General features: G+C 44.5%; 15 protein-coding genes. 5 read left to right on the forward strand and 10 right to left on the reverse strand.

Going from position 1 to position 17,548, the window contains the following annotated elements:
* Positions 1–79 precede the first annotated feature (79 nt).
* Positions 80–649, forward strand: a complete 570-nt coding sequence (locus F8N00_RS00125; RefSeq protein ID WP_023467532.1) for a 5' nucleotidase, NT5C type — start codon at positions 80–82, stop codon at positions 647–649.
* A gap of 98 nt (positions 650–747) precedes the next feature.
* The gene (locus F8N00_RS00130) at positions 748–1,827 is read left to right on the forward strand and encodes a GGDEF domain-containing protein (protein WP_058712875.1); all 1,080 of its coding nucleotides are present in this window, start codon (positions 748–750) and stop codon (positions 1,825–1,827) included.
* Between the two features lie 59 nt (positions 1,828–1,886).
* Here the strand turns inward: F8N00_RS00130 and F8N00_RS00135 are convergent, their stop codons facing one another.
* From F8N00_RS00135 to F8N00_RS00155, 5 genes are all read right to left on the reverse strand, one after another.
* The gene (locus F8N00_RS00135) at positions 1,887–3,716 is read right to left on the reverse strand and encodes a GGDEF domain-containing phosphodiesterase (protein ID WP_023467530.1); all 1,830 of its coding nucleotides are present in this window, start codon (positions 3,714–3,716) and stop codon (positions 1,887–1,889) included.
* Positions 3,717–3,867: 151 nt separating this feature from the next.
* The gene (locus F8N00_RS00140; protein WP_421017587.1) at positions 3,868–5,298 is read right to left on the reverse strand and encodes an NAD(P)H-hydrate dehydratase; all 1,431 of its coding nucleotides are present in this window, start codon (positions 5,296–5,298) and stop codon (positions 3,868–3,870) included.
* Positions 5,299–5,392: 94 nt separating this feature from the next.
* Positions 5,393–5,824, reverse strand: a complete 432-nt coding sequence (locus F8N00_RS00145; RefSeq protein WP_023467528.1) for a Fur family transcriptional regulator — start codon at positions 5,822–5,824, stop codon at positions 5,393–5,395.
* Positions 5,796–6,665, reverse strand: a complete 870-nt coding sequence (locus F8N00_RS00150; protein WP_023467527.1) for a metal ABC transporter permease — start codon at positions 6,663–6,665, stop codon at positions 5,796–5,798. The genes F8N00_RS00145 and F8N00_RS00150 overlap by 29 nt, the downstream gene beginning before the upstream one ends.
* Positions 6,662–7,429, reverse strand: coding sequence for a metal ABC transporter ATP-binding protein (locus F8N00_RS00155; protein ID WP_023467526.1), 768 nt, complete (start codon positions 7,427–7,429; stop codon positions 6,662–6,664). Before F8N00_RS00155 ends, F8N00_RS00150 begins: the two co-directional genes overlap by 4 nt.
* A gap of 215 nt (positions 7,430–7,644) precedes the next feature.
* On the opposite strand from F8N00_RS00155, the gene F8N00_RS00160 reads away from it, so the two are divergent.
* The 3 genes from F8N00_RS00160 (at position 7,645) to F8N00_RS00170 (ending at position 11,569) form a co-directional block, all read left to right on the forward strand.
* Complete coding sequence (locus F8N00_RS00160) at positions 7,645–9,183, forward strand: Ppx/GppA family phosphatase (protein ID WP_421017588.1); 1,539 nt, start codon at positions 7,645–7,647, stop codon at positions 9,181–9,183.
* Positions 9,180–11,333: an RNA degradosome polyphosphate kinase gene (locus F8N00_RS00165; RefSeq protein WP_058265088.1), complete on the forward strand. Its 2,154-nt coding sequence runs from the start codon at positions 9,180–9,182 to the stop codon at positions 11,331–11,333. The genes F8N00_RS00160 and F8N00_RS00165 overlap by 4 nt, the downstream gene beginning before the upstream one ends.
* Before the next feature lie 65 nt (positions 11,334–11,398).
* Positions 11,399–11,569 (forward strand): XapX domain-containing protein, encoded by a 171-nt coding sequence (locus F8N00_RS00170; protein WP_023467523.1) that lies wholly within the window; start codon positions 11,399–11,401, stop codon positions 11,567–11,569.
* Positions 11,570–11,689: 120 nt separating this feature from the next.
* On the opposite strand, the gene F8N00_RS00175 is transcribed toward F8N00_RS00170, so the two are convergent.
* From F8N00_RS00175 to F8N00_RS00195, 5 genes are all read right to left on the reverse strand, one after another.
* Positions 11,690–12,307: a hypothetical protein gene (locus tag F8N00_RS00175; RefSeq protein WP_058712879.1), complete on the reverse strand. Its 618-nt coding sequence runs from the start codon at positions 12,305–12,307 to the stop codon at positions 11,690–11,692.
* A 20-nt stretch (positions 12,308–12,327) separates the two neighbouring features.
* Entirely contained in the window at positions 12,328–13,230 is a 903-nt protein-coding gene (locus F8N00_RS00180) for a deoxyribonuclease IV (RefSeq protein ID WP_058712880.1), read from the reverse strand.
* Between the two features lie 98 nt (positions 13,231–13,328).
* The gene (locus F8N00_RS00185; protein ID WP_023467520.1) at positions 13,329–14,681 is read right to left on the reverse strand and encodes a DEAD/DEAH box helicase; all 1,353 of its coding nucleotides are present in this window, start codon (positions 14,679–14,681) and stop codon (positions 13,329–13,331) included.
* 47 nt (positions 14,682–14,728) lie between these two features.
* Positions 14,729–15,682, reverse strand: coding sequence for a sugar ABC transporter substrate-binding protein (locus F8N00_RS00190; protein WP_035398353.1), 954 nt, complete (start codon positions 15,680–15,682; stop codon positions 14,729–14,731).
* Positions 15,679–17,442 (reverse strand): ATP-binding protein, encoded by a 1,764-nt coding sequence (locus tag F8N00_RS00195; protein WP_421017589.1) that lies wholly within the window; start codon positions 17,440–17,442, stop codon positions 15,679–15,681. The genes F8N00_RS00190 and F8N00_RS00195 overlap by 4 nt, the downstream gene beginning before the upstream one ends.
* Positions 17,443–17,548: the final 106 nt, after the last annotated feature.

A 17,548-nucleotide genomic window follows, 5' to 3' on the forward strand; every position in this document is an offset into this window, starting at 1 on the left:
GAGGAGTCTTTTTTCCTATCTCGATTTCGACTATGTTATACTAAGTGAAGAAAAATTTTTAGAACGTGGGTGACTGTAAATGAAAATTGGAATCGACATTGATGGAACGATCACACATCCATCCTCTTGCTTCACTTACATGAATAAACATCTCGGAACGTCGATTGACTTCAATCAGGCGTCCGAGTATGAATTGCATACGTATACCGATATGAATCAAATCGAATTTTGGGACTACATGGTGAACTCTGGTCACGAGACAGGCATTTATCGTGAATCCATCCCTCAAGAACATGTTCGTCATCACTTATGGAATTTGCGGAAGCAATATGATCTCCATTACGTAACAGCACGATCGGAGCTCGTTCGTCCTGTAACAGAAGAGTGGATCAAACAACACGAACTTCCTCTTGATTCCTTGATCATGACGGGATCACACGACAAAGTACAAGTCGTCCGTGATTTATCACTCGATTTATTCATGGAAGATCGATTAGAGAATGCTGTACAAATCGCAGAAGACACCTCTATTCCTGTAATCTTGTTCGATGCACCTTATAACCGTAAAGCCGTACCGAATAATGTCATTCGTGTCGCTTCCTGGAATGAGGCCGTTCAAGAGATTCAAAAATTTGCACCAATTCGTTAAAACAGCCGATTAGGCTGTTTTTTCCATTTTCTATGCCATTATCCGATGAGATAGCATACAATGGCATTAGATTTAGATTTTCTAATAGAAAGGGTTTCATGATGCTTACGACAGTGAATATCTTTTTCGTCAATATCTGTATTATCTTTCTTGTCTCTACATTCACTTTTTATCTGTTGCGTGATCGCTTACCGATTCAACCGGACTCGATGATGTCCACTCGCCTGTATTTCGGACTCGCGAATGGAGTAACAGGAATTCTCCTTATGCACCACGCCATCGATTTAAATGGGGCACTGATCGATTTACGATTGTTACCTCTCGCTTTATCCGCCCTATTTGGCGGTAACGTCAGTATCGCAGTGACAGGAACGATGCTTCTATTTTATCGGTTCTTGATTCATGACGGCGCTTCACTGAATGTTCTACTTAGTTCTGTCATCACACTACTTGGTTTTTTAATTCTTTCGTTTATTTGTCGCCGATTTATCACACGACAAGGGTACTTCTTTTCCGCCATCGTCACGGTCGGTTCATTACTTGTTCTTTGGCGACTGATCATAAGCAATTCTCCTGTCGATGCATGGGAAACGATCTATATTCCCTATTTTATCCTAACGATTGGTGGAGCGATTTTGTTTTATCGGTTATCCTCGCTCCTTCAACAGCACTTTGTTCTGTACTCCTATCAATCCTACCTCGCATCGACCGATCAGTTGACACGGCTTGCGAATCGACATGTCATTTTAGAAAAAGTAACGACGCTCGAAAAAAGTAACGCCTCTTGGAGTGTGATTCTATTCGATTTGGATCATTTCAAGACTGTGAACGATACACACGGTCACGCCATCGGTGACGCCGTCTTACGCCATTTTTCGATTATATTGAATGAATATTGTCCTGTACCAGTCACGGTCGGCCGATATGGAGGTGAAGAATTCATCATCATTATTCCGGATAGCGAACAATATTCTCCTGTTATCATAGCGGAAACAATCGTAACAGCCGTTCAGCAAACACCGTTCGTGATGCAGGATCATGCCGTATCAATCACCGTATCCGCTGGAATTGCTTACGCTCATCATCAGCCTGCTGAAATGGTCTTTAAGCAAGCAGATGCCGCTTTATATGAGGCAAAAACGCAAGGTCGAAATCAATATCGACTGTACCAATCATAAGTATTGTATGAAAAAGCCACTTCTCTCCGAAAAATTCGGACTGAAGTGGCTTTTTTTGATTAATGAATCGTTCCTTCATTCGTTTTTTGTAGCAGACAGATGATTTCTTTAAGTGGTACGGGTTTAGCGAAGAAATAGCCTTGGAACAAATGAATCCCGATTTCTTTGGCAATGCGTACTTCCTCTCCTGTCTCTACTCCTTCAACGATACATTCGACATGCATCGACTCACTCAATTGAAAAATCGACTCAAGAATCGATTGTCGTTTCTCCGATGCTCCAATTTGTTCAATGAATTGCTTCGGAATCTTTAATTGACGTAACGGTAATAAACGTTCGAGGACGTGATAAGACGCATGACCAGTACCGAAATCATCAAGCGAAACTGGGAAATCAAGCGTTTTGATGCGCTTGAGCGCTCGATGAATCGACTGACTCTCAAAATCGAGCGACTGACTTTCCGTAATCTCAATCTTAATCTGTTGCGGCTTTAATGCGTACTTGAGTAACGTTCGTTCAATGAATGGCATGAACGACTCACTCGTCAACTGTCGTGGTGATACGTTGACTGACAACGTAAACTCATCCGGAACCAGACCGACCAATGCTTTACGCGTCTTACATCCTTCCTCAAAGATCCACTCACCTAGACGAATGATCAAGTCACTTTTTTCAGCAATCGGGATGAACACGGATGGTCGATCGGCTCCCTGTAGCGGGGTCTTCCATCGAACCAATGCTTCGAGACCGATGAATTGCTCTGATCGAACATCGTATTGCAGTTGATAGACGAGGTGAAAATCCGTTTCAATATTAGCCTGTGCTAACGATTGTGCAGCTTTGACTCGTAATTCTTGATCCTTACGCCATTCTTGGTCAATACACATCACACGTTCGTTTTGTTGCGCTGCTTCTTGTAAGGCAGTCAATAATTGCTGCACCCGACGCTTTCGATTGTCGGTCGCCCCATCGCCATTATCAATGACGATGGATATGTTGACATAGACATGATGCCCCTCGATTTCGTATGGTACGGAAATTTCTTGGCTCAATTCTTCCATCGCTTCCTTACATGCCACCTCGTCCGGCTTTTCCATGACAATCAATAACGTCCCTGCTTCAATCCGAGCAAACGCTTGATAAGGAGGTAGTTGTCTCTTGAGTCGCTCGATACAGGCGCGTAGTACTTGTAACTGAATATCTTCTCCAAAATAACGTGCCAGCTCATAGTAGTTTTCTAAATGAATCCCGACAAAAATGAGCTGTTGTTCGGATCTTGGAAAATCAATTTCGTTTAATCCTTGGCGATTCAAGACACCTGTTTCTTCATCACGTCGCGCCGTATCGTGTAATTGTATCGCAAGGTCATTCAAACGATTTAAATTGCGAATATGCAAGTGATTGATGACAAGTGCAATCGATACGCCAATCACAATCATACCAATCCGCCCATAATGGTCGGTCGGATCAATTTCCACCGTTACGGTATCGACATTCCCCATGACGTACAAACTAGTTGCGATGGTAACAATGATGGCGTACCACATCATGATGCGTTGATAGGAGATTAAAGCGATCATCAAAAACAAAAAGCTACTTGCCCAAACGGTAACTGCCGCGTAAGGTAAAAAGCTAATCGATGTAATCGGAACGACGAGCAACATCAAGGACAATAAGTGCGTTTGCAAAACGATTTCCATCTTACGACGACTGATATAAAAAATAAAAATTCCCATGATGACTAAAAATGAAATAATGACAGAACGACTCAAATATGCATTCTTGATTGTCTCTTCCGTCGTCGTATAAATGATTAGAGCACCAACAAGCATCATGAAAAGAGCAAAGTTTCCAATCCACCATTGTTGTTTCCGGACAATGTCCTCCATGTATCCCCCTCCTTTCCAGTAGATTTTCCGTATATAGGTTTCGACATCGCTTGATGATACTCCTGTCATATAGAATGTGTCAATTATTCCCTAAAAAGAAAAGTCTTCCCTTATACTTGCTGCGGAAGACTTTTCTCTCACATCCAGTGTTCTATAACTCAAGTCGTCCTAACTCTTCGATGACATCCGTTGCTAACAAACTACTGGGATGTAACCGTCGTTCAACTTGTTTTGAAGCACGTGCATACCACTCCGCTCCTTGCGCTAGTGTTCTTTCGATATCTCCTGTTGGATGTTGTGCAAGAAGGCTGGTTAATATGCCAAACAGCGTATCCCCACTTCCTCCTTTGGCGAGACCACTTGATGCACCAGAGACGACGAATCCGCCTCCATCTGGTTTCGCGATTAAGATGACATGAGACTTCAAAACGACAGTTACTTGATGCAAGATGGCATAGTCGGTTGCCTGACCAAAAAGATCATCTTGAATACTTGCGACACTCTGATTCGTCATTCGGGCGAATTCACCGATATGCGGTGTGACGATGATTGGCGCGGTTCGTTCGGGATAACTTTCTTTTACTAGAGCTGCAGCATCTAGTACAACCGGCAAATCACTCTCAAGCAGATAGTCCACCCATGTTTCGACTGCCTCTTGCGATAATCCGGGACCGATTCCAACTGCTGAGACGGAGGGAATCATCTCCTGAATTGCTAGTAACGTCTGATCAATGACCATCGCTTCCGGCGCTTGGGCGATGATTCCATGTTTCGCAAGTGCCGTCGTTGCCACTTGTAGTTTACCGACTCCTGTTCGTAAGGCTGCCCGTGTAGCGAGTTGGATGGAACCCGGCATCGTCTCACTTCCACCAATCAATAGCGCCGTCCCGTACGTTCCTTTATGACCGTATGGTTCCCGCTTGAACAAGGCGGTCACACCCTTAGGTGATACGCGCCATTCACCGAATGTCGGTAATCCGATATCAATCGTTTCTAATTCGCCATAAAACGGTGCTGTTCGTATTAAAAAGGCAGATCGTTTCATTGCATGTAATTGGAATGTCACGTCTGCGCGAATCGCTGTCTCCTTAAATTCCGTTGCATGATCCGTCGGTACTCCGCTTGGAACATCTACTGCATAGATACGTGCCCCTTGTCGCTTTTGTTCCGATACGAATTCACATTGCGCTTCGAACACCTGATTCATCCGCTTTGGATCAAATCCCGTTCCATATAAGGCATCTAGAATGACATCATATTGACCACACGGTTGTTCGGTCACGAGTCCAAACGCTTCTGCATAATGAACATGAACGATGGATGTATCCGAACGATTTTCTCCAAATGGTGCATGTAGTGTGACATCAAATCCGTCGCGTATCAATTCGCGTCCAATGACATACCCATCCCCACCGTTATTGCCTGTCCCACATAAAATCAAGATTCGCTCCGTCTTCCTATGACGCTCTTTGATACGTGTTGCGATGTGACTTCCAGCTCGTTCCATCAGCACTTCAAGTGGCAGTCCGGATGTCCGTGCCCACTCATCGATTTGTCGCGCTTCTTGTGTATCATAAATCATCTTCTCATCACCTCTGTTCGACTATTCCCGTTTTGAACAGGACTAGTCTTTTAAAACGCAAAAAGAGGACGCCCGACCGGGCATCCTCTTTCATTTAAGATGTCATGCGTTGACAATTCGCACAGCGTCCATAAATTTCGAACTTATGATCCTCAACTTCAAAGCCAGTCTCTTGGACCGGAGAAACCCATTCCATCGGACAGACATTCAATGTTTCCGTCTTGCCGCAGATTCGGCATATCAAATGATGATGATGGTGTCCTGAAGCACAAGCTGCTCGGTATTTCATCTCACCGTCTAATTCCGTCACTTCCAATAAGTCGATTTCCGAAAAGTCATTCAAGTTTCGATAGATTGTATCATAACTTAACGAAGGATGAGACGTTCGAAGAGCTTCTGCTACTTCCCGCGCACTGACATAACGATTCACTTCAAACAGATACGATAGCAAATCGAGACGCTTCGGTGTCATTTTAAACCCAGAAGCCTTCATGCGTTCACGCGCTTGTTCGATGTTCGTCTTCATGTGTTTTCCCTCCTATCCAAAAACGTTCCAACAGCATCACGATGATCAGCTCAAGTACCGCAATCAAGACGATCATTCCGCCGGGTGCCAAATCGAACTGATAAGCCAGGATGAGTCCAAGTACTGTAGCGATTTCGCCGAAGATGATTGCTAAAAAGATTGTCATCTTAAAACTCTTCGCAATTCGAAGTGCTGCCGCAACCGGTAACGTGATTAAGCTTGAGACAAGCAAAATCCCAACGATTCGCATACTGATCGCAATGACAAGCGCAACGACGATCATAAAGAGAATATGCACTAAGCGAAGGCGAATCCCGGAAACGCGCGCCTGCTCCTCGTCAAAGGAGAGGAACAACAATTCCTTGTAAAAAGCAAAGACGAAGATGACGACGACAATCGTCACGATAAGAATCGTGTACACATCCGTCAAGGCGACAGCAGAGACCGTTCCAAATAAGAAGGAGACGAGATCCATTGAAAAGCCGTTCGCGAGACTGATGAATGTTGCCCCAAGCCCCATTCCCGTCGCCATGATGATCGGGATTGCGAGTTCTTGGAAGTGCTTGTACTTCGCACGCAACCAATCGATCGTCAGTGCCGCGATGACCGACGTCACGATTCCTAAATACAGTGGATTCAAGTCCGCTAATTGTGCGACCATTCCAGAAATCAATAGACTGAGCGCAATCCCAGCTAGCGTGACGTGTGATAGTGCATCTGCGATTAAGCTCATCCGCCGGACGACGACGAACGAACCGATCAATGGTGCCGTGAATCCGATCAGAATGGCAGCCACCAAAGCGTACTGTAAAAACTTTAACGTCATGAACGCTTCAATCATTGGACACTCTTCCCTTCATGAACGAGGACACGTCCCGGAACCGGATAGAGGGAGCGAATCGTCTGTTCATCTAGTTCCCAGTATTCCTTGATGCCACAGTTACATCCTAAACGTCCATCGACCAGATGAATCACATCCGTGACAAGTTTACTGACGAAATGAATATCATGCGTGACAAGAACGAATGTCCGGCGCTTATCTCGACGAAGTTCTTCTAAGATCTCATAAAATTCTTTCACGTATCGCTGATCGACACCAACGGTTGGTTCATCCAAGATCATTAAATCAGGATCGTTGACGAGCGCACGTGCGATGAAAACACGTTGTTGTTGACCACCGGATAGGTCGCCGACTTTTGAATCGCGTCGCTCCCACATGCCGACCGTTTCGAGGGCCGTTCGTACTTTGTCTCGATCGTCGCGAGACAAGCGACGAAAGAGTCCTTTTTTAGCGTACAGTCCCATCTCAACGACTTCTGCGACAGTCACCGGAAAACCGGAGTTGAACGCTGCCGCTTTTTGCGAAACATAGCTGATCCGCCACCATTCATTGAATTGTGATTGGGATTGTCCAAATAAACGAATCGTTCCTTTCGGTTGCAATAACCCTAATATACATTTGATCAGCGTCGATTTTCCGGATCCATTTTCACCGACGATGGCTAAAAATTGCCCTTGCTCGACCTGAAACGAGACTTGATTCAACACCCGACGATCCGGGTAATCATAGCTGACTTGATCAATCTCGATGATTGGTGTTTCCATGTATTTTCACTCCTTCCGTTTTCGTAAAACGGAATAATTACGCCTTAATCAACTGTCTTATTATAGCGCCCGCCAATTATTGGTGCAACTCTAGCAACTTCCTATCCTCCTTAGAAAACATTCAAGGTACAATAAAGAAAGAAGCTAGCTGTTTCCGGCTTGTTCAGAGAGGGAATTCTTTTAGTGCACGCATCGCAGAGAGGAGTCGGAGTCATTTGAAACAAGAACTTGCAGTCATCGATATCGGTTCCAACTCGATTCGTTATGTCATCTTCCATCCGATCGCTTCTGGTCGCTATATCGAGAAGATTAATATTAAAGTCGTCGCCCGGTTATCTGCTCACATCAACGAGGATGGAGCACTCGATGATGAAGGCATCGCCTTACTCGAAGAAACGTTACATCGTTTTTATGAAGTTGGTGTCACCCATGAAGTCGAAGAAACAATCTGTGTCGCGACAGCAGCCATCCGTAATGCAACGAACCGAGATGCCATCGTTGAATCCGTTACAGAAAACACGCCTTTTTCCATTCAGGTTCTGACAGATGAACAAGAAGCATACTATGGCTATTTTGCCATCATCAATTCGACCTTCCTGACTGATGGCTTTTCTGTCGATATCGGTGGTGGTTCCATGGAAGTCACCTTGATTGAAAATCGCGAAATGGTGGCGTATCACAGCTTTCCATTTGGTGCCGTCACTTTGACACGGCAATTCGTTTCGGACGAGACACTAAGTGCCAGCGATAAGAAAAAATTGGTGAAATTCCTACGGGAGCAATTCGAATCGATTCCATGGCTGAGTAATAAAAAGCTTCCTTTAATCGGTGTCGGTGGTTCTGCCCGAAATTTCGTTCGGATCCATCAGTCGAATCAGGACTATCCCCTACGAAGTGTTCACCAATATCAAATCAAAGCGAAGGAACTCGCGAAGATGGTGGACGATCTCGAAGGCAAGTCGGCGAAACAACTATCGAAAATCGAAGGACTCTCAAAGGATCGAATTGATATCTTCCTGCCGGCATTGATTGCGATTCAAGAGTTAGCTCATCACATCGAAGCGGAAGAATTCGTCATGAGTAATCTCGGTCTTCGCGAAGGTCTTGTTTACGAGTTCGATGTGCAGGACGAAGCATACCGTCGGATTGAAAACGTACGTGAGCAAAGTCTCTATCAGCTCGAAAGCGACTATAAGGTCAATCGAGATCGTGCGTCATATATTGGAACTCTCGCCAAATCGATGTACCGGCAGCTCGTCACGCTCGACTTGATTTCAGAACGCGCGTCTGATCTACGACTGCTCGATTCAGCAAGTCGCTTATTTTATTGTGGACAATACATTAATCCAGATACACGATCGGACCAGACGTTCTACCTGTTGACGAATACCGAAATGAATGGCATGACGCACAAGGATCGCGTTGCTCTCTCGCTTGTCAGCTCCTATTCTTCTGCCAAACGGATGAACCAGCTTGCGAAACCTTTCAAGGACTGGTTTACGGAAAAATCGCTGGATCGCTTCGATCTACTTGGTTCTCTCCTCAAATTAAGTCATGCGCTCGACGTGACGGAGCGAAAAGCTGTCGATCATTTGGAGCTATTCCTTCAAAAGGATCAACTCCAATTCGTCCTCGATACAGGGGATCATGATTATGGATTCGAAGTCGAAAAAGCGGAAAAACAAAAGAAACACCTGGAACGAATCATTGATTGTACGATTACCTTCGAAACGAAAGGAGATCTTCCTTCATGAAGCTCGACATACCGGAACATTTCAATAATCGTGAGCTTAGCTGGCTCCAATTCAACAAACGTGTACTGGATGAAGCGTTTGACACACGCAATCCGTTAATGGAACGTTTTAAGTTTCTCGGTATCTTTAGTTCCAATCTAGACGAGTTCTATATGGTACGGGTCGGTGGTTTAAAGGATGAAGTACTCGCCGGATTCAATAAACCGGAAAATAAACAACAAATGACACCCAAACAGCAGTTACGTGCGATCGCAGCGAAAACAAAGGAGTTAGTCGATCGGCAATACGAAGCATTTCAATCAATCAATCAGACGTTATCCGATGAAGGCATTACATTCTTAAAATATGATGCCCTGACTTCGGATCAGACGACCTATGTAAAATCCTTTTTCCGTGAACAAGTCTTTCCGGTACTCACGCCTGTCGCCGTCGATGCCTATCGTCCATTCCCGATGCTCTCGTCAAAGTCACTCAACATCGCGACGGTACTCGAGGCAGAAGACGGGACAAAACGGAATTTGGCGCTTGTACAAGTACCTGCTGTCTTGCCACGATTCGTCGATTTACCGGTAGAAGATGATGAGACGACCGCTGTCATCTTACTCGAAGACGTCATCATCGCCTTCATCGATAGTCTATTCAAAGGCTATCGTGTGTTGTCTGCGATGCCGTTTCGAATTACGCGGAATGCCGACCTTCCGTTTCACGAGGAAGGTACGCATGACTTATTAAAGCTGATTGAGAAAGAATTAAAAAAGCGGCGTTGGGGAGTCGCGATTCGACTCGAAGTTCAAAAAGCTGCCATCAATACCGAACTGCTCAACATGTTGCGCGATGTGCTTGATTTACAGGAACGCGACATCTTTGCCGTGGATGGTCCGATTGATTTAACGTTCTCCTTTGCCTTTTACAGTCAAATCGGTATTGAATATGATCATTTGATTTATCAGACGATCATGCCAGTCGACCCACCAGCACTCGATAGTTCAAAAAATCTGTTCAATCAATTACTCGAACGCGATTATCTCTTGCATCATCCGTATCATACGTTTGATCCTATCGTCCGGTTCATCGTCCAAGCGGCAAATGATCCGAACGTCCTTGCCATCAAACAAACACTTTATCGCGTATCTGGTGATTCACCGATCATCAAGGCCTTAAAAACGGCTGCCGAAAACGGGAAACAGGTCACCGTCCTCGTTGAACTCAAGGCTCGATTCGACGAGGCGAAAAACATCGAATGGGCAAAGCAACTAGAAAAGGCCGGCGCCCATGTCATCTACGGATATAGTGATTTAAAGACACACTCGAAGATCACGCTCGTCGTCCGACTCCACGAAGGCAAAATTCAGCGTTTTGTCCACCTTGGTACCGGCAACTATAATGATTCGACGGCGAAACTATACACGGACGTCGGATTATTAACCGCTCGGGAAGAGATCGCCGAAGATGCGACGAACTTCTTCAATTGGTTATCCGGGTACGGGGAACAGCCGGAATGGAACGTTATCCAAACTTCACCGAACGCGATGCTTGAGAAGTTCCTGTCATTAATCGATGAAGAGATTCATCATCATAAAAAACACGGAAATGGTCGAATCGTTGCTAAGATGAATAGTCTAACGGAAAAAGACATCATTTTACGGCTCTACAAGGCATCGCGCGCCGGTGTCCAAGTCGAACTTATCGTTCGGGGCGTCTGTTGTCTGCGTCCTGGCATTCCAGATGTTTCGGAGAATATTCGCGTCATCTCGATCGTCGACCGTTACTTGGAGCATTCACGCATCTTCTACTTCCACCACAATGGACAGGATTTGATGTATGGGTCAAGCGCGGACTGGATGACACGCAACATGCGAAAACGGATTGAAATCTTGTTCCCGATCATGGACGAAGAACATAAGGAGTATTTAAAGGATTGTCTCGCCCTCGCCCTTGCTGATAATGTAAAGTCGCGTGAGCAGGCAGCCGATGGATCTTATCATTACGTGAAGGATGGAAAACAGAGCTGTGAATCCCAGCTGCTGATTCAAGACTATACGAGCGGCAAACTAAAACAAAAACCTAGTTTTACAGCTCCATTGACACACAAGTGGATCACGATTGAAAAGAAAGAGGACAAAGTCATTCTTGATCAAAATGCTACATGATGTTGGTCATGTTTTACCACGTACTCTACTTCAAATGCTGATTTACAGCAGAAAGGACGAAATGTATGCTTCAGCAAATCTTATTATCCCTTCTCGCCGGCGTCATCTGCGGCGTTGTGTTCACCGCACTGAAACTGCCGATTCCTGCTCCACCTGTTTTTCCAGCCGTCGTCGGAATCTTCGGTGTCTTCCTTGGGATGAAAATCTATCTATTTTTAGTAGAACGCTTTTTCTAATCCAAACAAAAACAGTTCTCTTTGCTGCCAGCGCAGAAAAGAGAACTGTTTTTTGATTCTTTTTAAGGTTTTAATGATTAAATGTCGATCGTGGGAGCTCTGCTTGAATAGGAAAAGATTTTACTCACTCTCTTCCGTTGCTGCTGCCGTATCCACCGCATGAAGCATCTGTTGATGTAACCATCGGTGACAGGTCGGGCAAACCGTCTGATATCCTTCTGGTGTCAAATGCCATTCCAGTAACGACTGCCTAGACTCCTCACAATGCATACATTGACGCGCGACTTGTTCCAGATGATTTCGCTCCTTGAAGCGCTCGATTCGACGTTGTTTAGATTGTTCGAGTGTCAGTACATCCGTTTCGAAATACCCATACTGCCATGAATCAAGCAGACGCGTGCGAAACACTCCTTCGACTGGTCCAGTTTTAAGACCAAGTTGATCGAGTGGTCGTCCAAGTAAGGGATGACGTAAATCCACACTGATGAGATCAAGGCACACATATGACCCTTCTGAGTCGTCAGCATTCGTCAACCAAAATGGATCTTCTGGACGTGTCGTATACTCGGTGAACAAGGCTTCAGCATACGCCATGATACCGTCAGTCGTCGCAAGAAACACCTCTTCTCCCTCTACCAGTTCTGCCGGCAAATAAAACGGTTCCTTTGTTTCATAGTAGTGGACAACAGCTTGTCGTATCGCAAAACTAGTCTCATCAACGACGAGTATATGACACATCACAGACACCCCTTTATGAGTTATTCGACTGGTGCTCCTAGAATCGGTAGACGCCAGTCTGCATCAAACGCACCCGAACGTAACATATCGATTTCTTGTTTATACGGTGCCACTTTTTTCTTTGGATCGAGACCAATGTATGGCGTCTCTAAGATTTTCGGTAAATGTGCCAGAGCAGGATGATGCACGACACGATGTAAGGCATCAAATCCAATCTCACCAAAACCAATATTTTCATGACGGTCCTTTCGAGCACCACGGATATTCTTTGAGTCATTCACATGGATGACACCAAGACGATCCAGTCCAACGATCCGGTCGAATTGTTCAAGAACACCATCTAAGTCGTGCACGATATCGTATCCTGCATCATGCACGTGACATGTATCGAGACAGACGGACAGACGATCATGATGTGTGACGCCTTCGATGATTTGAGCAAGTTCCTCAAAAGTTTTTCCGATTTCCGATCCTTTTCCAGCCATCGTCTCAAGCGCGATCTTGACCTGTTCGTCACCTGTCAGTACTTCATTGAGTCCTTCGACAATCCGTTTGATTCCGATTTCTTCCCCAGCACCTACATGCGCACCAGGATGTAATACGATGTGTTGCGCCTTTTCAAGAGCTTCTGCTCGTTTGATTTCTGCTGCTAAAAACGAAACGGCGAGTTCGAATGTCTCGGGTTTCGTCGTATTCCCTAAGTTGATGATATACGGCGCATGCACGACGATTTCCTCTATTCCATTAGCACTCATATGTTGCAATGCTTCTTGAATCCGTAACTCTTCCATCGGCTTACGGCGTGTATTTTGAGGTGCTCCTGTATAGACCATCATCGTCGTTGCACCGTAAGATGCCGCTTCCTCACTTGCACCTAACAGCATTTTTTTCCCCGAAACGGAGACGTGTGAACCTATTTTCATGTTCTTTTCCACCTTTCTCTTTTTACAGTGTACCAAATCTTGAAAACGACAAGACACCCGAAAAATGTTTTTTCATTTCACGGGTGTCATCAATGGAATTATTTTGATTTGCGTGCGTTTTCTTTACGTTGCGCGCGACCGACACCACGTTGTTCTTTGATGCGTTCACGTTTTGCTGTTTCTTTCAGCTTGTATTGATGTTTCTTCTTATAACCTGGTTTAACACGTTTTTTCGCTTTTGCTGCTTCACCCGAAAGACGGCTATGTGCTGTCTTCGAGACGGCAGTCTTCATGTGCGGCTTCGCACGGCGACGTTCTTTAACTTCGACGATTTGAGTTCCTTTGACATCAACGTTTGTGAATTGAATGCCACGGTCCTCTAAACGATTGATCATGCCGTTCTCGTGATCTTCAAACAGTGTATATGCCAATCCATCTTGATCGACACGACCTGTCCGACCGACACGGTGGACGTAGAAGTCTAAATCTTTTGGAATGCCGTGGTTAATGACGTGCGAGACACCTGAAATATCAATTCCGCGTGCAGCAAGATCCGTCACGATGACGTATTGATACTTCGCATCGTTGATTTCTTTGATGGCTTGTTTACGACGACGTGCCGGAAGATCTCCGTGAAGGGAACCAACGTTCAGTCCTGCTTCTAGGAACAAAGCTTCGACTTCGATTGCTTCTGCTTTTGTATTCGTAAAAATTAGACAGATATACGGATTCAGCGCTTTCGCGACTTTCAACGTCAATTGTGAGCGCTCACGATGCTTGACCGGAATCGTATGGTGAACGATTTTCTTCGCTGTCTGTTGTTTTGGATCCACATGCGCATAACGCGGGTTGTTCATGTATTTTTTCAAGAACGGTTGCAATTTCTCAGGAATCGTTGCTGAGAAGACCATCATCTGAAGCTGTTCTGGAAGAGCTTGCGCAATCCGGTCAACTTCTGGCAAGAAGCCCATGTCGAGCATTTGATCCGCTTCATCGATAACGTAGTGCTTCACGAAATGTGGTTTTAAAGCCTGTTCTTTGAATAGGTCTAAAATACGTCCTGGTGTTCCGATGACGATTTGGGGCGAGACTTTCACACGACCGATTTGACGTTCGCGATCCATTCCACCTGTAATAAGACTCGTCTTGATGAAGTCTGGTTCCTTCACGAGTAACGATTTCAGTTCTTCATGAATTTGCCATGCAAGTTCGCGCGTTGGAGCAACGATGATGGCTTGTAATTCTTGAAGCTTTGGATCGACGTTTTGAACGATTGGAAGAAGGAACGATAACGTTTTTCCTGTTCCTGTTTGTGATTGACCGATGATATCGCGTCCCTTTACTGCAGCTGGGATGATCCGCGACTGAATGTCGGTCGGTTTTGTGATGCGGGCGTCATCGAGTGCTTCGATGACGAACGGGTGTAATTGATAATGGCTGAATCCATTCATGAATTGACACCGTCCTTTCCTTATTTGCTGAGGCTTCTGCCTCTCGATTAGTTCAACATGGTTATGGGTCTACTACCGTCATACAGATAGGAGTACGTATAAAAACGAGTTGGAATCTTTTTGTTTTTCGTATGAAGCTTCAATGCACTGAAGGCGACTTTCATCATCTCATCAGCACTCTGGACGACCGTCGCATCCATCGATTTCATGTCAACAGCTTCTAATATAGCACGATTCCCGTCTATGCCGACAATTATTTTTCCTTTGATCCCTGCTTTTTTCAATGCTTCGAGGACACCTAGCGCGATATCGTCATTGTGACAATAGACTGCATCAAACGGAATTCCCGACTCAATCACCTGTGTCATGACCTGTTCTGAAGTGACGGGGTCGTAATCTCCATTCACGGATTCGACGATTTTCAGATCCGACTCCCGCTCAAGACCAGTCAAAAATCCCCGGTGTCGTTCATTCGTCGTGTTGACGTTTGCCGTACCTGCGACTTCAATGATATTAGCGGTGGCTCGTCCCGTCTGCTTGATGCGTTCGTGTTTGATGAATGATGCAAGTTGTTCACCAATCAATTGATTATTTGAGGTAATCGAACTGACGACTGCATCGGAGCGAATCAATCGATCGATCGCAAAAACAGGGATATCTTCTTTGGCAGCTTTTTCTAAAGATTCAGCGATGTAAACATCGTCGAGTGTGGTAACGAAAATTGCATCCACTTTCATTCGAATGAATTCTTCAATCTGCTCTCTTTCATTAATGCGTGAATTATGCGACGTCGCGACGACTGCTTCATATTTATTCAGTTTCGCTTGTGTCTTGAACGCATCAACGAGCCGCTGCGCAAATTCATGTTTATCATTGACGATCGTAAAACCGATGAGATGACGACGCGGATTCGAATCCGTATTCACGAACATATTGGATATAAGAAGAACGGATGATATCCAAATGACTAAGACGAATAGCCACGCTTTATTGAATTTCATTCCGTTTGCTCCTTTCGAGGTAAGTGAACTTGAATCGTTGTGCCAACTCCAGGTTTACTGTCAAAAATCATCTTCCCTTTGTGATCGCGTACGATTTGTTTTGACATGAACAGTCCAAGACCATTTCCATCCACTTTTGACGTCTTGAATGCTTGACCAACATGATCAATCTGATCACCGTCCATTCCGACACCATTATCTTGGATGATGAAGACAACCTCTTCCGGATAGATATGCACATGCAAATGACAAATCCCATCTGGCCCTTTAAACGCGACAGCTTGAAGGGCATTTCGAACACAGTTTGCTAAAATCTGCAAAATCCCCTCTTCTGATGCATGAATCTTTGGCATAAAGGAAGGTGTATAAATTTTACAATCCGCTTCGTAAAGATGAGCTTCCGCTTCTAAGATATATGTCAGCTTCTTCATTAAATCATTCATATCAATCGTCGTTTTTTGAAGCGCATTGTTCTCGCCTTTGGATAAATCAAGCATCGTCTGAATCATGCCGTTCGCTCGATCAAGCTCAGATAAAGCTAACATCAACATCTCTGTATCTCGATCCTTTTCTGCGGCTAATAACTGTAAGGTCATTTTGACTGGTGTTAATGGATTACGTATCTCATGAGCAATGCCCGCCGCTAATTGACCAAGTGACGCTAGCTTCTCTTGCTGCAACATGGTTTGCTGTTGACTTAACTGCTCAAGTCGCGCATGTTCCATTCGCTGTGAGTATTCATTATAAGCAGCGACCAATGTCTTCACTTCGTTTGATCCGACACGTTCAAGGACGATCGGTTTCGGGGAACTACTTTTCTCAATTTTATGAACAAGCTCAAGTAAAGGAGATGTCAATTGTCGTGACATTAAATAGCCAACAATCAGACTAAGGACGAGCGTCAAAGCGGCGATGATCAAATACTGCTGCCGTGTCGTGTAGACAGGTTCATAAAAAACGTTTCGCGGCGTTCGAACGAGAATTTTCCAATCCGTCACCTTTAAATCTTTTGCAAAGTAATACATATCTTGATTCGTACTAAAGATTTCAGATGGTTCGACGGATTGAAATGCACGATCGATCACACTTCTCGACAATAGTCGTTCTTCGTCTGTCACAAGATTACTCGACGTTGCTAGCAATTCTTTTTTACTATTAAATAAATAGGCAATCGTTTGATCATCAAAAGATTCTAATGATTTCCGGAAAATGATTGAATTCATCGCACTTAGTCCACCACCAAACACACCTACACGTTCGTTACCATCTCGAACTGGCACGAACATATATGTGACGGCATCTGATTCCATTGAGTACAGCTTACTCATATGAAAATCCGTACTTGTCAGAGTTTGTAGAAAATCATCATCCTTTACTATCGTACTATCTGGTACGCGACGATCTTCACTTGAGAACCAAGTAATCTGTTTCGTCTTTCTGTCAAAATAAAAAAGACTTTTAAATCCAGTATCAATATCAAGAAGATTTGATTCTTCAATTTTTCGACTTAGCTTATCAGGATTTTCGACGTTTAACTGCAAACTCATGATTTCCTCATGTAAATTCCCAATGTTATCACGGATCGCGTTTCCAGAAACTTCGACACTTTTCTCACTCTGCTTTTCCGTTTGCTGTTCGACTCGTGAAATCGTGACTCGATCCGCAGTAAAGGCAAGCGCTGAAATGACAAGACATAACAGGATGAATAAGATGGCGGTGATTTGAAAAAAATACGACCGCATCATTTTCTTAGACTCCACCCTTTCGCCCCCTTATTAAATAATTGCAACTTCATTAGTATACCATGTTCTGTTTCTGAAACAGACTCCTCTATTTTCATTCCCGTCTAAACAATGGTACACTCTA

Origin of the sequence: Exiguobacterium sp. A1_3_1 (genome assembly GCF_048985645.1) — a bacterium.
Taxonomy (GTDB): Bacteria; Bacillota; Bacilli; order Exiguobacteriales; family Exiguobacteriaceae; genus Exiguobacterium_A; species Exiguobacterium_A indicum.